General features: G+C 47.9%; 12 protein-coding genes and 1 tRNA gene. 1 reads left to right on the top strand and 12 read right to left on the bottom strand.

The genetic code is table 11. The features are described from left to right. Positions 1-20: 20 nt before the first annotated feature. From EII41_RS00775 to EII41_RS00750, 6 genes are all read right to left on the bottom strand, one after another. Positions 21-3,512, bottom strand: coding sequence for a SusC/RagA family TonB-linked outer membrane protein (locus EII41_RS00775; protein WP_124789030.1), 3,492 nt, complete (start codon positions 3,510-3,512; stop codon positions 21-23). Positions 3,513-3,706: 194 nt separating this feature from the next. Next, positions 3,707-5,086, bottom strand: coding sequence for a TlpA family protein disulfide reductase (locus EII41_RS00770; RefSeq protein ID WP_124789029.1), 1,380 nt, complete (start codon positions 5,084-5,086; stop codon positions 3,707-3,709). A gap of 19 nt (positions 5,087-5,105) precedes the next feature. Beyond that, positions 5,106-6,503, bottom strand: a complete 1,398-nt coding sequence (locus EII41_RS00765; protein WP_124789028.1) for a RagB/SusD family nutrient uptake outer membrane protein — start codon at positions 6,501-6,503, stop codon at positions 5,106-5,108. A gap of 14 nt (positions 6,504-6,517) precedes the next feature. After that, the gene (locus EII41_RS00760) at positions 6,518-10,048 is read right to left on the bottom strand and encodes a SusC/RagA family TonB-linked outer membrane protein (protein WP_260425423.1); all 3,531 of its coding nucleotides are present in this window, start codon (positions 10,046-10,048) and stop codon (positions 6,518-6,520) included. A gap of 91 nt (positions 10,049-10,139) precedes the next feature. Next, a complete protein-coding gene (locus EII41_RS00755) occupies positions 10,140-11,351 on the bottom strand; it encodes a FecR family protein (RefSeq protein ID WP_124789027.1) in 1,212 nt (403 codons plus the stop codon). 158 nt (positions 11,352-11,509) lie between these two features. After that, a complete protein-coding gene (locus tag EII41_RS00750; protein WP_124789026.1) occupies positions 11,510-12,028 on the bottom strand; it encodes an RNA polymerase sigma factor in 519 nt (172 codons plus the stop codon). A gap of 321 nt (positions 12,029-12,349) precedes the next feature. Between EII41_RS00750 and EII41_RS00745 the strand changes: the two genes are divergently transcribed. Next, a tRNA-Pro gene (locus tag EII41_RS00745) sits at positions 12,350-12,423 on the top strand. 556 nt (positions 12,424-12,979) lie between these two features. Here the strand turns inward: EII41_RS00745 and EII41_RS00740 are convergent. From EII41_RS00740 to EII41_RS00715, 6 genes are all read right to left on the bottom strand, one after another. Continuing rightward, positions 12,980-13,768 (bottom strand): M48 family metallopeptidase, encoded by a 789-nt coding sequence (locus EII41_RS00740; RefSeq protein WP_124789025.1) that lies wholly within the window; start codon positions 13,766-13,768, stop codon positions 12,980-12,982. A gap of 34 nt (positions 13,769-13,802) precedes the next feature. Beyond that, positions 13,803-15,254, bottom strand: a complete 1,452-nt coding sequence (gene gnd, locus EII41_RS00735) for a decarboxylating NADP(+)-dependent phosphogluconate dehydrogenase (protein WP_124789121.1) — start codon at positions 15,252-15,254, stop codon at positions 13,803-13,805. A gap of 132 nt (positions 15,255-15,386) precedes the next feature. Beyond that, positions 15,387-16,718, bottom strand: a complete 1,332-nt coding sequence (locus EII41_RS00730) for an MATE family efflux transporter (protein ID WP_124789024.1) — start codon at positions 16,716-16,718, stop codon at positions 15,387-15,389. A 7-nt stretch (positions 16,719-16,725) separates the two neighbouring features. Beyond that, positions 16,726-17,145, bottom strand: a complete 420-nt coding sequence (locus EII41_RS00725) for a type II toxin-antitoxin system VapC family toxin (protein WP_124789023.1) — start codon at positions 17,143-17,145, stop codon at positions 16,726-16,728. Further along, positions 17,142-17,486 (bottom strand): DUF6364 family protein, encoded by a 345-nt coding sequence (locus tag EII41_RS00720; protein WP_124789022.1) that lies wholly within the window; start codon positions 17,484-17,486, stop codon positions 17,142-17,144. The genes EII41_RS00725 and EII41_RS00720 overlap by 4 nt, the downstream gene beginning before the upstream one ends. A gap of 7 nt (positions 17,487-17,493) precedes the next feature. After that, positions 17,494-18,666 carry a 4-phosphoerythronate dehydrogenase gene (locus EII41_RS00715; RefSeq protein WP_124789021.1) on the bottom strand — a complete coding sequence of 391 codons (1,173 nt, stop codon included), beginning with the start codon at positions 18,664-18,666 and terminating at the stop codon, positions 17,494-17,496. Between the last annotated feature and the right edge of the window lie 211 nt (positions 18,667-18,877).

The raw sequence follows: 18,877 nt of genomic DNA, 5'->3' as shown, positions 1-18,877 counted from the left end.
TTTTTTAGAATCCGTATCATTTAGAAATTCAGATTGACCCCGATCGTATAGCTGCTAACGGGTGGCAGATAAGAAAAACGTCCTTCTGCTAAATCATAATATTCAGGGTCGATGCCTTTGCTATTGGCAGTCCACGTCCACAGATTACTTGCCTGCACGACAAGTTGCGCGCGTGAGAAGAGTTTACGCCCGATCAGTCCGGCGAAGTCATACGATAAGGTCAGCGTATTGAGCTTGACGAACGAAGCATCCTCATCCCACGAGTCGTTGTAGAGGTAGTAATTCCTCCATTTCGGATCGATGGAACTTGACGAGTAAATTCTCGGGATATTCGTTGTTTTCTCGTCGCCCGGATTTTTCCAGCGCTTGGCGATATCGGTGTTCAGTCCGTACGATACCATTTCCGGCCTGGGCAGACGCATTAGATGTCCCAGCTGGTATGAAAAGACCGGGGTGAGTGCGAAGTTACGGTACGTAAACGTAGAGATGATTCCTCCATAGACCGGCGGAGTGAGCGTTCCGACATATTTCAGCGCCTGTACATCACTCATTTTCTTTTTCCACCCAACGACCTCTCCGCTGGCATCATAAATCTGCGGTTCACCTTTTTCCGAAAGCCCTGCCCATTTATAACTGTAAAGATAGCTTAACGGCTTACCTTCAATCGGGCTTCCACCGGATACATAATATTCCGCAACTTCCTGCGGGCTCTGGACTTTTTCCACACGATTCACGTTGTAGCCGAAGTTGAACGTCATATCCCACCCGAAGGTTCCGCGTAAAATCATTCCGTTGATACGCATATCGAGTCCCCGGTTGGATACTTCGGCCGTATTGATTCGTGCCGAATTAAATCCGGTGGTGGGGTCCAACTTATGGTTTCCTAACAAATCGGAGCTGTATTTATGATACAGATCGATCGAACCCGACAGGCGGTTGTTCAGTAAAGCAAAATCGACCCCGAAGTTCGTCACAGCCGTTTTCTCTTTGCGCAACTGCTGGTTTTCTGGTGTACTGATGGTCAGCATATCTTCTTGAGTATTGGAATTCTTGCCGTATCTGGCCAGCGAATAAGGACTCGATTTGCTGATATTACCATTGATTCCGTACGTCAAACGCAATAAAAGATGATTCAACCACGAAATATTTTTCATATAAGCCTCTTCCGACAAACGCCAGCTAAGTCCCGAACTCCACGTGGGGTCGTAGCGGTATTTCGGATCGGTTCCGAACAAATCGGACTGATCGATACGCACACTGCCGGATACGGTATATTTTCCCTGGTAGGAATACGATCCGTTCAGAAAGACGGAGAAGAAACGGTTTTTACTTTCCGAAAACTCCGGATCCCAACGGTAGGAGTCGTAATCGCCCCGGTAATTGGCCGTATACTGCGAAAGCGAATAGGCGTCGAAGTTATTGACCGACAAAGCCCGGTCGTTATAGTTATAATAGCGTTCTTTGTTCTGAAGGGTAAAATCTTCGCGTACTTCGGTACCGGCAATCGCATTGATGCTGTGTTGCTCGTCGATGACGCTGTCGAACGTCAGCAAATTGCGCTGTGTCCACGAACTCGACCAGTTTTTCGACAAATCGAGCAGCGGACCTTTGGGAAACTTATGCTTGTATTCTTTTTTCGTCGCATCGTATACCGTCCAGCTGTTGATCAAATTTTTCAGGTAATAATTATGCAAGTTGCGATAATTACGTGCACGATCGGTACCGGCCTCATACAAGAACTTCGTACTAATCTTGAGCCCTTTGAACAGAGTGTATTCAAGTCCGGTATTCAATCTGACGGATGCGTTGTTCGAGGTGATGTCGTTGTTATCGATTTCCTGTTTCAGGTTATACGTCCAATCCAGAAAGCCTTTGTCGTAATATCCTTGTTTGAGGTGTTCCGCCACATTCGTATAGCGGGAAAGATAGTTTCCGTTCTCATCTACATTCAACTCGTAAGGCTTGCCGTGGAAAGCATACAAATCGACCCCGTTGTTCGTGTTTTTCCGGAATGCCGTGTTGACGCCCATCTCTAATTCCAACCCTTTCAGCAAGGTCATCCGGCTCTTCATGTTAATGATAATCGCATGGTTGCTGTCGCCTTTTGACATGCCTTGATTTCCGGTATATCCGACCGAAGTATAATATTTATATTTATTCGTTCCACCTGCAATGGACAGATTTACCTGTTTCTGCACACGGCTTCGGAAGAACAGATCCCGTTCCGAAAGATAATCGTTTTGTCTGAGCCGTTCCAAACCTTCGTTCAACTGCGCATCGTCTATTTGGCCTTTATGCTTTTTGTAGTAAAGCTCTTCTACCCTTGAGTAACCGTTACGTTCGGCCGTGGCTGGGTTAAACCATCCTTTGCCTCGGGCAATGGCTTCCGTTTCAAAGTCGATATATTCGGCGGCGGTAGGACGTTGCAGGTAACCGAAGTCCGGCTTCTCGTCAATCATGATGTTGGAGCTGATATCGAAATATGTTTTTCCGTCATTTAATTTTCCTAACTTAGTCGTAATCACGACGACACCGTTCGAAGCGCGTATCCCCCAAATCGAAGCGGCCGAAGCGTCTTTCAATACCGTGATGGTTTCGATATCTTTGGGATTGATCGTTTCAATATCGTTGACAGGCACTCCGTCGACCACGAAGAGTGGCGTTTTATTGGCATATATCGAACTTACCCCTCGTATGTTTATCGTAGATTTACCGACAAATACGCCCGGAATAGCACCGGCCAACCCTTGTTTGACAGACGTTGCGCCGAGTTGCAGCAAGTCGAGCTTATCTTGTTTTACCTGCGTAAATGAACCGGTCGCTCTTTCTTTCGATAAAGTCTGATATCCGGTTACGACGATTTCACCCAGCATGGCCTCATCGTCTTCCATCACGATGGCAAGCTCAGTACGGCCTTTGACCGGAATAGACTGCTGTTTCATACCGACATACGACACTTCAAGCACAGCGTTCGGAGCTAAGTCGGACAAGGTAAAGTGTCCATCCATATCGGTGGCAATGCCTTGTGTTGTGCCTTTGACAAGGATCGACACTCCGGGCAGAGGCTCGTTCTGTTTGTCGGTGACACGTCCCTTCACCGTGATTCCTTTGGGCGTTTGCTGTTTCATCGCCGCCGCTTGCTTTTCCTTCCGATAAATGGATATTTGCCGCTCTACGACATGATATCCCAGATCGGTGTCATGAAACAAGGCATCCAAAACTTGATGGATATTTTCCTTGCTGCGTTTAAGACTTATCCGCCGGTTCAGTTCGGATGATGCGTTATCTGCCACAAGAAAGACATAATCGCTGGACTTCTCGATCTCCGAGAATGCCTGCTGAATCGTTACGTCCTGCACATGAATAGAGATTGCTTTTTGTTGCGAATGTTTGGCGTCTACCGGCAAAGCAGATAAACCAAACAGGCATACTAAAAAATTTAGGGCAAGGACTCGTAATGTTCGGTTGTGTGCTTTACGCACAACACGATTTGGAGTGTAATTTTCTTTCATCTGTTGTTTGTTGTTTAAAATAAATGTTTTTCTGAATCTTCCGACTCCTGAGACTCATCCAATGAATGTTTCGTTACGAGCGGATGTTCCGCCGATAGTTGTCGTATGATCTCTGCAGGAGTTCCTCTTTTTCCGCTTCGCACAAATCGAAAAGTAATCTGTCGCGAAGCGGAACGAAAGGAGCTGTTGGCGAATTATTTTGCGAGCCAACTGTCGATTAACGCGATTGTTGCCTCGTCCGAAGGACGGGGAGCAAAAGCATTGATAATGTTGAAATTCTTATCGATAAGGATAAAACGCGGGATGCCATACAGTAGCCAGCCGTCTCTCATTGCCATATCGGCGGAGTGGAACTGTTCGAGTTCCTTTTTGTGTTCTTTCAGGAAAGTTAGCCACGGTTCACGCGTTCTGTCAGTAGAAACGGGAACGAATACGATGTCTTTACCCACATATTTCTGACTTACCTTCTCGAAGAAAGGAGCTTCCTGCAGGCAGGGGCCGCACCATGTTGCCCACAGGTCAACGTAAATCAGTTTGCCTTTAAAGTCGGACAGTTTTTTCGCATTACCGGAAACATCCGTGAGCTCCAGATCGATTGCCGGCTGTCCGGGCAACAATCGCATGTTTTGCGTAATCTTGCCTTCTACTTCTATTGCGAAGTCCTTATTTTGAACCGTCTGCAGGAATGTCCGGGCTTTTTCGAGGGCTTCTTCGGATACGTCTCCCATACGGAGTTCATTGATAAGCTTGGAGCTTGCGAAAAGCTCCTGTGTACGAACGGGTAGTGTTATTCCCTTGAACCATTTATCGTTGAGCACCGAATCCAGCTGATTGGAAAGTACGTCGCGAATAACGGCTACATCAAGCAACTCTTCCGACAGAAATTCCTGTATCTTCGGTGAAATCTGCGGAGCAATCGATGTCGTAAATTCATCCCATTTAGCCATCATCTCATCCCTGTTTTTTACTTCGGCGAAGAGCTTCGAATAATTGGCATAGTAAATCCAGCTGTTCACGACATCCGCCTTGATACGCGCCGTCTCCAGCTTCTTGAATTCATCCGACACGTTGGTCAATGCTTCCAGTTTGAGCATACGCACTTGCGCCAGACTGTCGACAACCTTCATCGTAGATGCCAAATCTTCCTTGACGTTCTCACCGGCTTGTAAGAATGAACCGCTTTTCGGGAACAAACGATCTTTCATGTACGTGTTAGCTTCGGCACCTTTTCCCTGAAACTCGGCGTCCGTGCTTTTTTCGGAGATTTTAAACGTCAGATCATCCCCCGGCGTAAGGTAAATCGTATTCCGTCCGACGTTAAAATAAGATGGCTCGGTCAGTACGATCGTCGTATCTACATTGCCCTCCGAGTCGATCTGAAGCACGATGTCGCGGCTGTCGCCCAAGAGAGAGGAGGCTCCGTTGTAACTCATTCGTACGACGTCTTTTCCGACGTTAAGAAACTGCCCTTTGAGATGGACGGTAGAAGGTGTTTCGTCTTGCTTCTTGTTGGTTTGGCAAGCAATCAAGCAGCAACATAATGCTGCAAATGGCAAAATTGTTCTCTGTTTCATAAATTTATACATAGTTTGATTATCGTTTGTTCGGTGTCATATTCGGATTGAAGCGCAATACGGTCGGAGGAATGGGAAGGATGTATTTCGGGTCACCCGGAGCCAGCGTATATTTCACTCCGTTTGCCTTATGTACAATGGTCTTCGCAAACCGTGGTTCACGGTTCAGACGTTTCAGATCAATCAGGCGGGTACACCCTTGAAATACCATTTCCCTTCTTCTTTCGTCGAGTACTTTGCGCAGCGCATCTTCATCGTTCTCTGCCATCAGGGGCGTGTTATCGATGATCCGATGATCTCTCAGCTTGTTGATGTAAGAAATCGCTTGCTCCTTATTGCCCAAACGAGCTTCACATTCGGCGGCAATCAGATAAATTTCGGGAGTCGACACGGCCATGTTGGCATAGATAAATGGAGCCCAAAGATCGTATTCTGTCGTGATGCTGCCAATCTCTTTGGCGAAATAAAGCAAAAAACGTTTATCCTTCTCCTTGTCATACAAATGAATCAATTCATCGGAGCCGTATACTTTCATTGACAAACCAAACACATAAGGAGCTAACCGGATATAAATATTTTCCGGATTCTGGTCTCGCTGAGGAACATTAATACGACCGATAAATTTTTTCGGGGCTACTACTTTGTAAAGCTTCAAGTCTAACAGTTCGGCATTGTGTTCGAGAGATTTCCGCGCATTTTCGAGGGCCTTCGGATAATCGCCCATATATAAGTACATACGAGCTAAAAGTCCGAACCCTACGGGCTTCGACGCTCGAAACGCATTCAGCACAGGTCTTTGAGGCAGATAAATCGCAGCTTCGTCGAGATCTGCTTTGATCTGATCGTAGACTGCCTGTACGGTGGCCCGTTGAAGATTCTTTTTATTGATATCCTGATCCAGTAATAAAGGTACGCCGGGGTCTGTCGCTGCCGTTTCCGGATCGTAATGATTGGCATACGCATTGACGAGAATAAGATATTCGAAAGCACGTCCCATCAGCGCTTCTGCTTTTACTTGTTTCTTGTGTTCTTCAGAAGCATCCTTGGAATCCATGACTTCCTGAATGATGACATTGTACGTGTAAATACGATAGTATGAATTGCTCCATAAACCATCTTTTTCACCGTCTCCGAATACTTCGGACTGGAATGAATAAAGACGTTGCAGAGGAAGTGCGAGGGTCTGATAGCCTCCGGTCACCGCATCATTACCGGGAAGGAAAACATCGTCGGTCATATAATTCGGATAAGAGTCCGAGGACTTCATTAGCTGGGCAAAGTTCAGCAGCGTTTCGTAATGTTCGCACTTTTCGGGAATCACTACTCCTTTAGGCTTAATATCGAGAAAATCGTTACAAGACGTACATGCCAGTATGCCCAGACAGTAAACTAATACATTATAATATATCGTTTTCATTAGAAAGAAGAAGTTTAAAAGTTAAGAGATAATCCAAACGTACAGGTGGTAGGGTGTGGCAAGGTCAGCATTCCCCTGCCGTAACTTCCGATGGTATATGCTTCGGGATCAATATCTCCGTTGGCCGCCCACCACCAGAGGTTGCTGATCTGACAGGTTAATGTGGCGCTGTTCAACGAGAACCGGCTCAAGAAATTCTTAGGCACGTTATAGGTAAGCGATACATCCCTAAGCTTGATATAATCGGCCTTTTTAACGTGTACATCAGCTGCATACCATGTTTGTGCCTGCCTGTAATAAATATTCGTATTGAAAGCAGGCGCTACATTCGGAATGTTTTCGTCTCCCGGCTTTCTCCAGTGATTGATCGCCTTGCGGTTTATGTTCGTGCCCGGATCACCGTTCATATAAGTAGAGATGACATCACGCATCACATGACCGCCATAGAAAACGAACATGAACGAGAGATCGAAGTTCCGGTAAGAGAATGTGTTTTTTAACGAGGCCGTATACTTCGGTATTCTGGTGCCCGAGTACACCAAATCGTCGACGGAGCTGACATTTTTGACTTTTTGGCCTTCACGATCATAGACCAGTACGCTTCCATCTTTCGGGTCCAGTCCGGCATAACGATAACTGAACAAACTCGCCATTGGTCGCCCGACCGTCTGCACATTCGTAGAAGTGTACGAAAACACACTTTCTTTGGTTCCGGTTAAATTCGTTAGTTCATTCCGATTGTAGCTGAACATCAGATGGGTATTCCACGCAAAATGTTTATTCTCATAATTTGTGCTTTGCAGAGACAGCTCGATCCCTTTGTTCACCATCGATCCGTAATTGACCATCAGATTCTCCCAGCCGAGTGTCGGATCCGCATTCCGATTGCCCAACAGGTCGGAGGTGCTTTTGTGATAGAGATCGATACTTCCTCCCAGTCGTGATTTAAACAAGTCGAAGTCAATTCCGATATTGGTCGATACGGTCTTTTCCCAACGTAATTCGGCATTCGGCGGATACGAAATTTGGGATTCAAAGTCACCGACCCAATTGTTATATCCGGTATTGACGATGTTCAGATATGGACCTACGTTTTTAGGCACATTTCCTCCTACTCCCGAGGTCAGACGAAGGGTCAGGCGATTGACCCACGCGATCTCTTTCATGAACTCTTCGTTTGCCATACGCCAACTGCCTCCCAATGACCACAGCGGCCTGTACTGATACTTCGGGTCAGTACCGAAAAGGTTGGACTGGTCTATACGTATACTGCCCGTCAGCGCATAACGGTCGTCGAATGTATAAGAGGCATTGCCGTAAAACGAAACAAACCGATCTTCTTTATGAATCAACTCATTATGTTCTTTATAAACCCAATTAAACGATCCACCTAACGCCTCGGTACCGGTCAGAGGTTCCATAATAAGCGGATTAATCGATTTAATACCCAAACTGTTATCGTCATAGCCCATGTAGTAATTTCTTGAACCGGTATGGCGTACAAGGCGTCTTTCCGCCCCACCGAGTGCCGCGATGGCATGTCTGCCGAAAACACGGCTAAAATTCAGCTGCGAACGCAGGGTATAGGAATACCACTCCGCACGCGTTTCGTCAAGCTGTCCGCCATCGGGTACGTTCAAGGTCAGTTTTTGCTTTTGGGGATCGTATTGTGCGGCATTGTTGATCATGTCTCTGACCATAAACGATCTGTCGGAGTAATACTGACGGTTCTTGGCATACGTATTTTCCGTCTGATATTTCAACTCGAGGTTCAACCCTTCCATCAAGTCGACCTTCAGCCCTGCATGGATACGAAAATAATTCTCCGCATGCTGATAAGATTCTTCCGAACGGTTACTGATCGGATAATAGGTCTGATCTTTTAATCCGAGTTTTTTCAGGCGCTCGATTTCGTATTCCGATTTATTCTGCTTCAACGAAAGCTCATTGCCTTGTTCGTCTCGTAACATGTAATAGCTTGGATATCCCAAAATCAAATCTGCATAATTTGACACCCCATTGTCGCCCGAATTACGGTAGAAGCTCCCGCTTATCCCCATATCGGCTGAGAGCCATTTAAAGAAGTTAATATCATCTTTCAGGCTGAATCCTAATCGTTTGTTGTCTTGAAACTTCTGATTCCCATATTCTTCGAGATAATTTAGCGTCGCTATATACCGGTTCGTCTGTGTGCCGCCTGATAATGATAGATTGTGCTGATGTACGAGTCCCGTACGCGCGAACTCGTCTTCTATCTGCCGGCGATTGTCGAGATTTCGATAGATGTCGAGCGATTGTTTTAGCTCTTCGTCGGTCAGTTCCTTATTTTCGTGCTTATAAAGCAGTTCCCTTACGGGGTTTAAGGCATACCGTTTATCCAACAAGCTGTACTTGTTATGGTAAAAATGAAACCCTTCCACTTGTAAATCGACTAATTCGGAGCTGTTCATCAGATTAAGATAACCCAGATCGGGTTTGGGCATCAGTTTTACACTACCATTGTAACTGATTCTGGTTTTACCTTCTTTCCCGCGCTTAGTCGTGATGACAATCACTCCGTTAGCAGCTCTGGCACCATAAATGGAGCTGGCCGAAGCATCTTTCAACACAGTGATATTCTGTACTTCAGTCGGATTGATGGCATTCAGATCGCCCTGATACGGCATGCCGTCTACGATATATAGCGGATTTTGCTCTCCATGAATCGTTGTAATACCGCGGATAACGATCTTATCGTCTCTTGTCGTCTTGTTTATTCCGGCCACCAGTCCTTCGATGCGTGAAAGGACATTCGTCTCAAGCTTTCCTTGTGTGTTTTTTTCCGAAACAACGGCATAAGAACCCGTAACACGTTCTTTTGACAAGGTTTGATATCCCGTGACAACAAGCTCATTTAGAACGAGCTCATCGTCTTCCATCACAATATTGAGGGTGGTTCTACCGTTTACAGCAATGGTCTGGGACTTCATCCCGACATACGAAACTTCCAGTATCGCATCACGAAGCACATCCGACAAAACAAAGTGCCCGTCCATATCGGTGGCGATGCCCTGTGTCGTTCCTTTTATCAGGATGGAGACACCCGGTAGCGGCTCATCATTTCTGTCTGTCACCTTTCCTTTGATTGTGATGGCTTTGGATTCCTGTTGTTGCACTAAGGCTGCTGACGGTTTCGCCGTTTTGAGATAGACTGACACTTGGCGTTCCACGACGCGGTAGCCAAGTTCTGTGTCGCTAAACAACGCATCCAACACACGGTTGAGAGGTTCTTTCTTTCGATCGATCGTTACACGTCGGTTCAATGCAGAAGCGGCATCATCGCCTATCAGAAACACATAGTCGCTGGATTCTTCAATTTCAGAAAACACTTCACGAATCGTTGCGTTGCGCATGTCGACGGAAATTTCTTTCTGTTGTGAATAGCTGCTTTCTGCCAGCATACCGAATGAACAAAACAGGAACAGCAAGACTCCTGTCTTCGTAATGTTGATTATTCTGCCGTACCTTTTTAGAGCAAAATAATTCATGTCGTTTCTTTTTTTCATAGATGTCTTTTTGATGTTCGTTTGACGGAACTATTTCCGATAAATAATAATTTCTTTCTACCAGCCATTAATTCAGAATTTGACTTTTGATTCAATGTTGCTTCACACGTGCCGATTGTTTTTTACGGATCCAGATCAGGTTATCTTCTCGCTTATAGTCGGTGGATGATAATACGGATACTGTCGTCATCACACTGTCGAGATTGTTCGACAGAAACAGTTTTCCGGAAACGGTCTTCTCGTTTAAGGCAATGTCGGAACTGCTTTCAAAGGATACATTATAGTAACGTCCGATTTTTTTCAGCACGTCGGTCAGGGATGTACGATTAAATTTGATGACGCCATCGTGCCAGCTGGTATATTCCGAAGCATCTACGAGGCTTTTAGTCAACTGTCCTGATGAAATCGCTACCATCTCATCCGGAGCGAGTGTAAGCGGTGGTTGATTTTGTACTTCCACCTGTACGCTTCCCGATACCAGCACGACGGATTCGGTCGGCTCGTCTGCATAAGCCGACACATTAAACCGTGTACCTTTCACATGTACGATTGCTTTCGGGGTATGCACCAGAAAAGGACGGTCGGACGGAGCGACCTCAATATACATCTCGCCTTGCAGATGTATCTCGCGATTTGTACCCGAGAACTCCGCCGGAAAGGTCAGTTCCGTGCCTGAGTTCAGCCATATACGGGAACCGTCCGCGAGCGTGATAAACGAGCGTTTTCCGTAAGGAACGAGTAGCCTGTTCGGTTTATCGTCTGCCAGTTGAAGGGCTTTGGTATCGATACTCGTGCCGTCAAGAATAGAGGCTTTGCCTTTCTCCGAGAGGGTTATTTCGGAGGAAGATTGCAACTCGATTGTCTGGTCGCCCGCAATCAATCGTACTTGCTCCGAAGGCAAGGTATGCCCGACAATCTTATCGCTAAGTGCTGTTGGTTGTTGCCCGTCGCGTGCGGACCATGTCATTATACCGATCGTAGAGATAACGGCGAATATCACGGATGCCGCTGCTATCCACCATGCAGTCGGTCGCGTGCGGACCGGCTTATGATCCGGAAGGCGAGTGAGTAGCTGTCGATACATCGCATCTCGGGCCTCGGGACGTAGCCGACGTTTTTCGTTCAACCGTACCGCTTCAAAGCGTCGGCAAGCCTCGCGCAGTAAAGGCTCGGCTTGCGGATGCTCCCGTACGAATTCTTCCCAATATCGTTCGGTCTCGTCAGTACGAAAAAGTCGCCAGACGATAAACATATCGTCGTTTAAAAAGTCGGCGCTGGATGAAAAATGTTGTTTTTCGATCATGTGACTAACTGAATGTTACAAATAAGACGATAATACTAACTATTTGTAGACAAAAAGCGGTAAAAAAATATTATTTTGTTGCGGAGAACGCTTTGGAATCGCTTCTGGTAAAGGATTTATTGCGCTGGATATTAGTTTGTTTTTTGTCGATCGGGGCTTTATCGGCCAGTTGTATGTTTACGTATGACTTCCAGAGCACGGTAAACGAGTTTACGCACAGACGCGGCATTCATTCCCATGATTCCGGCAATCTGGTCGTAATCGAGCTCTTCCATGTGGCGTAAGTAGACGGCTTCGCGCTGACGGTTGGTGAGTATGCTTAACAGCCGTTCGACTTTTTCTTTCAATAACAATCGTTCTTCTTCGTGTTCAAATAGTTCCGCCACAGAAACTTCGACTGAAAATGCAAGGGTTTCGTCGTCAATGGTTTTAGTTATGTATTGTTGTTTTTGTAGGTCGATTAGGCGGTTACGGAGGCTGCGAAACAGGTAAAAACCAATGTTTTCGATATGCAGTAGTTCATCTTTTCGAAGATACAGTTTGCAAAAAACATCCTGAATAGCGTCCATACACACATCGGATGCGAATCCGAGACTTGTCCCATAAGCATGCAGATTGCTTACATATTTAGTGTATAGCTGAGAAAAAGCAGCTTCTTGCTTATCCGGAAAGCTCATAATGATATGCCTTGAATGTTAACTGCATTTTCATTTGTCGGGCAAATTTACAAAAAAGATTCATGAATATATCGGTCGAATAGGTCGGCTTGCCTTTTCTTCTTCCAAAAACGAAAAGTCTCGCATCGATTAAACTGCTTTGCAAGACGAAAAGGAAGCCGTGAGATCATGTTGGGAAAAGCGTGATGTAGTCGACGAGAGCAGTCATTCATTTGGACTTGTTAAGACGGGATTTATACTGAACTTGAATTTTTGATCATCGGAAAAGTGAAAAAAATTTTGCAGGTTGGGAAATATTTGTACCTTTGCAGCCGAAAAAAACGGGATGTAGCACAGTTGGCTAGCGCGCCACGTTCGGGACGTGGAGGTCGGACGTTCGAGTCGTCTCATCCCGACTTTTTAAAAGAGCTGTCTCAGAAGGGAACAGCTCTTTTTTTGTTTTCGGAATATGTTGGATCGATGAAATGCATCAACCCGATTTTTTATTATTGCTATCCGATAAAAGTTATTTTCGAAAGAAAGAGTGTCTCTTTTATCGGATAACAATGGTACTCATGATATCGGGCTTACAGCCCTGGGGGCATTACTTTTTTGCAACGTGCAGCGTTCGGCTGAATGAATGAGGGTGTGTCTAAACGCCATGTTTGGGCACACCCTCATTAGGAGTATAAGAATGGGGGAGATACAAGGCGCTAAAGATGACGCGAGGGAGCATACTTAAGGTGTGTGAACGAGCTCATATTCCGGAAGCAACGAAACAGTTCGCCCGTTATGACACACTCCCTTTCTTCGAATGGTTAATTGCTGTTTAGCAGTCAGCAGTCAACGTTCGTGATTCATTGTTTCTCACTCTTCACTTTTCACTCTTCACTTTTCACTTTTCACTTTTCACTCTTCACTCTTCACTTTTCACTTTTCACTTTTCACTCTTCACTTTTCACTTTTCGTTTTTCACTTTTTATATTTTTCCATCTCAGGCAGATACCTTTTGATGGCGGCGATGCGTGTCGCGTCGCTGGGGTGTGTACTCAGCACTTCGGGCGTACCTCCGCCTCCGGCTGCCGACATTTTTTGCCAGAACGTAACGGCTACCTCCGGATTATACCCGGCCATGGTCATAAACACCAAACCCATATAGTCCGCCTCCGACTCATGTTTGCGCGAGTAAGGGAGGATGACGCCCAACTGCGCCCCCAGTCCGAAAACGGTCGCTCCCAACTGTCGCATGGCCATCGATTTTTCGCTCAGCGCGGCATTGACGATGGAAGCGCCGAACTGGGTCAATAATCCCTGACTCATACGCTCGTTACTGTGCTTGGCCACGGCGTGCGCGACCTCGTGACCGACAACGACCGCCAACTCGTCGTCCGAGGCAGCCAACCGAAGCAATCCTTCGTAGACCACGATTTTACCGCCGGGCATACAGAAAGCATTCACTTGGTTGTCTTTAATCAGATTGAATTCCCACCTGAAATTAGCGAGCTCATTTTCCAAACCGTTTTGACGCAAATACGTCTCGGTTGCTTCGGCAATCTTTTTGCCGACACGTACCACGGTGGCGGTCTTCGCCTTATCGGTCGACTTCGTCGCCGTTCTCATATATTGATCATACTGGGTCAGACTGGCAGTCAGCAACTCCGAATCGGAGACTAACAGCATCTGTCTTCTGCCCGTCAGCGGCACGGTACCGCATGAAGTTGCCAGCAGCGCTACCATGCAAAAAACAAGTATCTTTTTCATGTCGTTCTTATCTGTACGTGAAGAATAAACGATTTTAGGCTGTATACGTTGAGGCGGATGTATCTCCTCCTTTACCGGTCCAGTTCGTATGGAAAAATTCGCCGCGTGGCCGGTCGATGCGTTCGTACGTGTGTGCGCCGAAATAGTCGCGTTGCGCTTGCAGCAGATTGGCTGGCAGTCGCTCGGTACGATAACCGTCGAAATAGTTGAGCGCGGCGCTCATCGACGGTACAGGGATGCCGTTCATCGTAGCGGCGGCCACGACGCGTCGCCAACTTGCCTGAGCCGCCAATACCTTTTCTTTGAAGAACGGGTCGAGCAGCAGGTTGGTGAGGTCGGGATGCTTATCGAACGCTTCTTTGATTTTTCCGAGAAAAGCCGAACGGATGATGCATCCCCCGCGCCACATCAGGGCGATGCCGCCATTGTTCAGTTCCCATCCGTATGTTTTGGCGGCTTCGCGCATCAAAGCATAACCTTGAGCATACGATACGATTTTGGAGGCATACAAGGCTTGCCGAAGGTCTTCAATAAACGCTTTTTTATCTCCGGAGAAAGAGGGCGCGGGGCAACACAATTCGCGCGAAGCTGCGACACGCTCCTCTTTTTGTGCAGACAAGCAACGGGCGAACACAGCCTCGGCAATCAAGGTCAGAGGCACTCCTTCGTCGAGAGCGACGACGGCCGTCCATTTGCCGGTACCTTTCTGACCGGCGGTATCGAGTATCCGGTCGATGACGAACTCGCCCGCTTCGTCGCGATAGGCAAGGATGTCGCGGGTGATCTCGATCAGGTAGCTGTCCAGTTCGCCCTCGTTCCATTCCTTGAAGACTTCGTGCATTTCGAGGTTCGACAGACCAAGCAACTCTTTCATCATCTGATATGTTTCGCAAATAAGCTGCATGTCGCCATATTCGATACCGTTGTGTACCATCTTGACGAAGTGTCCCGCACCGTCTTCGCCAACCCAGTCGCAGCAAGGCATTCCGTCGGCCTGTGCACAAACGGATTGGAAGATCGGTTTGACAAGTTCCCAGGCCACTTTCGATCCTCCGGGCATCATCGACGGACCGTTCAACGCGCCCTCTTCACCACCCGACACACCGGTGCCGATATATAACAGTCCTTTGCTTTCGACGTATTTTGTGCGGCGAATGGTATCGGGAAAATGGGTGTTCCCTCCGTCGATAATCACATCGCCCGGTTCGAGGAAGGGGATCAGTTGCTCGATAAAATCATCGACCGCCTGCCCCGCTTTGACGAGGAGCATCACTTTGCGGGGACGTTTGAGCGATCGACAAAGTTCTTCGATCGAATGTGCCGCGATAAAATTCTTACCCTTGCCGCGTCCGTCGACGAATTTGTCGACCTTCGCCACCGTACGGTTGAAAACGGCTACCGTAAAGCCTTTACTCTCCATATTGAGTACGAGATTCTCGCCCATCACGGCGAGACCTATCAGTCCGATATCTGCTAATTTATTCATCATTATTTTTATTATTTATCATTGTTAATACAAGCGAGGCAGTCCGATTGTTTTCTGTTTTCAACAGTCTTTCCGCCTTTGTGCATCTCTATGGTGAGATACCCGCAAAATTAGTGAAAAACGGTCGGAACATCAAAGACGATCGTGGATTATTTTTTCGGCGTTCAGCCGGTCGGATCCGAAATAGAGCAACAGTCCGCGCGCGGAGAGGAAAATCAAAAAAGCGATCCAGAGGGCCGTATTACCAAGCCACGGCGCCAAGGCATAAAAACCGGCCAGATAGAGGACGGTGGAGAGGAAGACGGTATTGCGTAAAATCTTCGTCCGTGTGGCTCCGATCATGATCCCGTCGATCATAAACGGTACAGCCCCGATGAGCGGTACGGCAATGACCCACCCGATGTATTGTCCGGCACAGGCGATGATCTCGTCCGAAGGCGAGAAGATGGCGAGTATCTCTTTCCAGCCGATAAGGTAGAGTCCGACAAACAAGACGGCAATCAGCAACGACCAGCCCATCAGTCGGCGGATAAACCGGTGCAAGGCCTCACCATTACGCTCACCTACGAAACGGCCGGAAAGCGCTTCGGCCGAGTAAGCGAATCCGTCGGCCAGGTAGGAGAAGAGCGTGAACAGCTGCATCAACAAGGCATTCGTCGTCAGTATCACGTCGCCGAAGCGTGCCGAAGCAGCCGTAAAAAAGGTGTAGGCAATCACGATGCAAAACGTACGCAGAAAGATATCTTTGTTGATATGCAGGAAATGAACGACGGGAGCCAGCCTGAGCGAGTCGCGGAGGTTGAAATAAGCGCCATACGAACGATACTTCATGAGCCAGAACACAACCGCCATAATCAGCCCCGTATATTGCGCGACGACCGTTCCCCAGGCTACTCCTGAAATACCCATCCCCAGACCGAAAACGAATCCGACACTGAACACGATATTGACCACGTTCGAGAAGATGGCTATATACATCGGCGTACGCGCGTCCTGCATTCCGATATACCAGCCTTGAATGGCAAAGAGAAGAATCGACGCGGGCACAGCCCAAATACGCGCGAAAATATATTCGGCAGCCAGTGCCTGTACCTTGTCGCTGCCCTGCATGAGCGCCAGGGAGTACTTCCCTATCGGCTGTTGGAAGACAAGGATCAGCACCGCAAGAAGCATGGCTAACCAAACGGCTCGCACGAGCATGTTGGCACATTCGGCATGACGTCCCGCGCCGTAGGCCTGCGCCGTGATACCGCTCGTACCCATACGCAGAAAGGCGCAGTTCCAGTAGATAAAGTTGAAAATCGTCGTCCCGATCGACAAGGCCGCGATGTTCGCGTCGTCGCCCAATCGTCCGGCGATGGCGGTGTCGGCCATACCGAGCAGCGGAACGGAAATATTGGAGATAACGTTCGGAACGGCCAGACGAAGGATATGACGGTCGGTATCGGTATATTTCAGAGCCATCGTACGTTTATGATAATGACTCTATAAATGCATCCGCCGTCATTACGGGAATCGATGATTGTTTGAAATCTTTTCCGTTACGCGATATAATGATCGAAGCATGGACGGCCATAGCCGAGTAATATTGCAGGGCGTCTTCAAAATCGGGAAAATCGGAGTGCAGTGCAGCCGTTACCTCCTGCTCGCTGACGGGAGATATTTTAACGATTTGTTTTAGTTTATTCAAAGCGACAAGCGAAGCTTCCGCGCCTACGTCTTTTCTAAAAATATAGTGCGTATTACAAAAGGAAAGAGACGATACATAAGTTTCGACCATGCCTTGATACGCCAGTTCAAAGATTTGAGCAGCTCCTTTGCAAAAAGGCTCACGAGCTTTCATGAAGTCGAGAATAACATTCGTATCTAAAAACAGTCGGGTTCTGCTCATTGATGTTTCTTTTCTACATGTGCATGAATTATTTCGCGCTCGTTGATATCGTCAAGGTTGCTTTCTGCATCGGGAATACTACCCATCAGATCACGCACAAAGGGCGAAAGCGGCATTTCCTGCGATTGTTGTTTTCGTGATTGAATCATTGCGCGAAAATGGTTTTCGATCATTTCCGATACGGTTTTACCCTGCTCCTGTGCGATAAGCTGCGTCTGTTCCCATACCGACTTATCAATATTTAAATGTAGTGTAACCCCCATACGATGTGATGCTTTTGCGTTTTCATCTGCAAAAATACGACAGATTATCTGTCTCTCCAAATTTATGTCGACTGCCATCTTCCTTTCATCGCACAGTAAACCCCAACCCTTCCAGGCCGTTTCGTGTCTCTTCGGCGACATGGGTAAGGTGCAGGCGGAAATTCTTACATTCGCGACGTATCCAATAATCCCCGCGCAGTTTTTCGAACATGGCGGGCGATTGTTTCAGCCGTTCGCTGTCTTGCGCGATGGGATAAGTATGCGTCACGGCTTCGTAAAAAATCGCTTCGGCTGTTTTACCGGTGCCGTCGATCGCGAGCGTTGTGGTCATGGGAGGCGGCGGAATATCGGCCGGATACCAGTCGCGCAAGACGTTGAGGCCGAAGAAGCGACAAAATTCATGCACACAGGCGGCCGTTCCGTTGGCTTTCCCGTCCGACGAATACCCGGCAATGTGAGGAGTACCGAGGTACGCGTCGCGCAACAGTTCGAGGTCGATGGCCGGTTCGTTTTCCCACGTGTCGAGGATGAAAGCGGACAGTTTTTGCGCCGAGGCTTTTTTCAGCGCGACGCTGTCGGCCACTGCTCCGCGCGACGAATTGATAAATACCGCGCCGTCCTTCATTTGTCCGAAGAAATCGTCCGACGCCAGATGGTACGTCGGGTACGCCCCTTCGCGCGTCAGCGGCGTATGACACGTGACGATGTCGCTTTCTTTCAACAATTGTTCCAACGGAGTGAAAGCCGCATCGCCTTCGCGTTCGGCGCGCGGCGGGTCGTTCAGGAGGACACGCATGCCGAGCGCCTCGGCCGCTGCCGCTACTTTGCGACCGACGTTTCCCACGCCAATCACTCCGATCGTCGTGTCGGCCAGTCGCAACGCCCGCTCATGCGCCAGCATGACGCATGCCGCCACGATATATTGCTGCACGGACGAGGCGTTGCACCCCGGCGCATTGACCCAGCGGATGCCTGCCGCATCGCAGTAGGCCGTGTCGATATGATCGAATCCGATGGTCGCCGTGGCAATCAGCCGGACACGGCTGCCTTTCAGCAGCGTTTCATTGCACAGGGTGCGCGTGCGGGTAAACACAGCGTCGGCATCTTTTACATCGGCCGCCGTGATGGCAGCGCCGGGCAGATAAACAATGTCGGCATAAGGTTCCATTATCCCTTTGAGGAAAGGGATTTTATCGTCGGCAATAATTTTCAGTCGTTCCATTCGAGCGGCAAAGGTAGCATAAAAATCGGTTGGCATAAAAAACGCGCGTTTCTGCCATCACACAAAACGTTTTGGTTCTTGCGACGCCGTTGCAAGCATCATACGAAACTGTTTGATGCTTGCGGGCCTGCTGCAAGCATCATGCGAAACTGTATGACGCTTGCGGGGCTGCTGCAAGCATTATGCGAAACTGTATGACGCTTGCGGGGCTGCTGCAAGCATCATGCGAAACTGTATGACGCTTGCG

Origin of the sequence: Tannerella forsythia (genome assembly GCF_003860135.1) — a bacterium.
Lineage (GTDB): Bacteria > Bacteroidota > Bacteroidia > Bacteroidales > Tannerellaceae > Tannerella > Tannerella forsythia_A.
This window is presented reverse-complemented; position numbering and strand designations above follow the sequence as displayed.

Bases quoted from the DNA above. Each gene is read 5' to 3' on its own strand.
- EII41_RS00775 (WP_124789030.1), bottom strand. From the start codon at position 3,512: ATGAAAGAAAATTACACTCCAAATCGTGTTGTGCGTAAAGCACACAAC.
- EII41_RS00770 (WP_124789029.1), bottom strand. From the start codon at position 5,086: ATGAAACAGAGAACAATTTTGCCATTTGCAGCATTATGTTGCTGCTTG.
- EII41_RS00765 (WP_124789028.1), bottom strand. From the start codon at position 6,503: ATGAAAACGATATATTATAATGTATTAGTTTACTGTCTGGGCATACTG.
- EII41_RS00760 (WP_260425423.1), bottom strand. From the start codon at position 10,048: ATGAAAAAAAGAAACGACATGAATTATTTTGCTCTAAAAAGGTACGGC.
- EII41_RS00755 (WP_124789027.1), bottom strand. From the start codon at position 11,351: ATGATCGAAAAACAACATTTTTCATCCAGCGCCGACTTTTTAAACGAC.
- EII41_RS00750 (WP_124789026.1), bottom strand. From the start codon at position 12,028: ATGAGCTTTCCGGATAAGCAAGAAGCTGCTTTTTCTCAGCTATACACT.
- EII41_RS00740 (WP_124789025.1), bottom strand. From the start codon at position 13,768: ATGAAAAAGATACTTGTTTTTTGCATGGTAGCGCTGCTGGCAACTTCA.
- gnd (WP_124789121.1), bottom strand. From the start codon at position 15,254: ATGAATAAATTAGCAGATATCGGACTGATAGGTCTCGCCGTGATGGGC.
- EII41_RS00730 (WP_124789024.1), bottom strand. From the start codon at position 16,718: ATGGCTCTGAAATATACCGATACCGACCGTCATATCCTTCGTCTGGCC.
- EII41_RS00725 (WP_124789023.1), bottom strand. From the start codon at position 17,145: ATGAGCAGAACCCGACTGTTTTTAGATACGAATGTTATTCTCGACTTC.
- EII41_RS00720 (WP_124789022.1), bottom strand. From the start codon at position 17,486: ATGGCAGTCGACATAAATTTGGAGAGACAGATAATCTGTCGTATTTTT.
- EII41_RS00715 (WP_124789021.1), bottom strand. From the start codon at position 18,666: ATGCCAACCGATTTTTATGCTACCTTTGCCGCTCGAATGGAACGACTG.